Origin of the sequence: Frankia sp. AiPs1, from assembly GCF_023716945.1 — a bacterium.
Lineage (GTDB): Bacteria > Actinomycetota > Actinomycetes > Frankiales > Frankiaceae > Frankia.
Genome location: NZ_JAMQQF010001164.1, coordinates 1 through 590, shown reverse-complemented (window position 1 = coordinate 590; position 590 = coordinate 1). Strand labels below are relative to the sequence as shown.

At 77.5% G+C, this 590-nt stretch carries 1 protein-coding gene; it reads left to right on the top strand.

The annotated features are described in order from the left end of the window. Positions 1-52: 52 nt before the first annotated feature. Positions 53-590 (top strand): Mur ligase family protein (locus tag ND748_RS33455; protein WP_251750210.1); only part of this gene is annotated, 538 nt, incomplete at its 3' end.

Sequence of the window (590 nt, the reverse complement as noted above, 5' to 3'; positions counted from 1 at the left end):
GCCTTTGCTGCACGTGGGCGCCCTCGCGGGCCTGCTACGGTTCCGGGGGTAGGTGGCGGGTCCCGGCGAGGCGGCGGTCGTCGTGACGTCGCCCGGCGTCCCGCCGACCGCGCCGCTGATCATCGGGTCCGCGGCGGTGGGGGTGCCGGTGTGGGGGGAGGTCGAGCTCGCCTGGCGCTGGCGCGGCGCCACCCGCTGGCTCGCCGTGACCGGCACCAACGGCAAGACCACGACCACCGAGATGCTCGGGGCGATGCTCGCCGCGGGGGGCCGGCGGGCGACCACCGCCGGCAACATCGGCACGCCGATCGTCGAGGCCGTCACCGCCGAGCCGCCCTACGACGCGCTCGCCGTCGAGCTGTCCAGCTTCCAGCTCCACTACACCCACACCGTGGCCCCGCTGGCCGCGGCCGTGCTCAACGTCGCCCCGGACCACCTCGACTGGCATGGCGGCGCGGACGCCTACGCCGAGGCCAAGGCGCGGGTCTGGCGCGACCCCGCGACGGTCGCGATCGGCAACGCCGACGACCCGGCGAGCACCCGGCTGCTCGCCGGGGCGCCGGGGCGCCGCGTGCTGTTCGGCCGGGCCC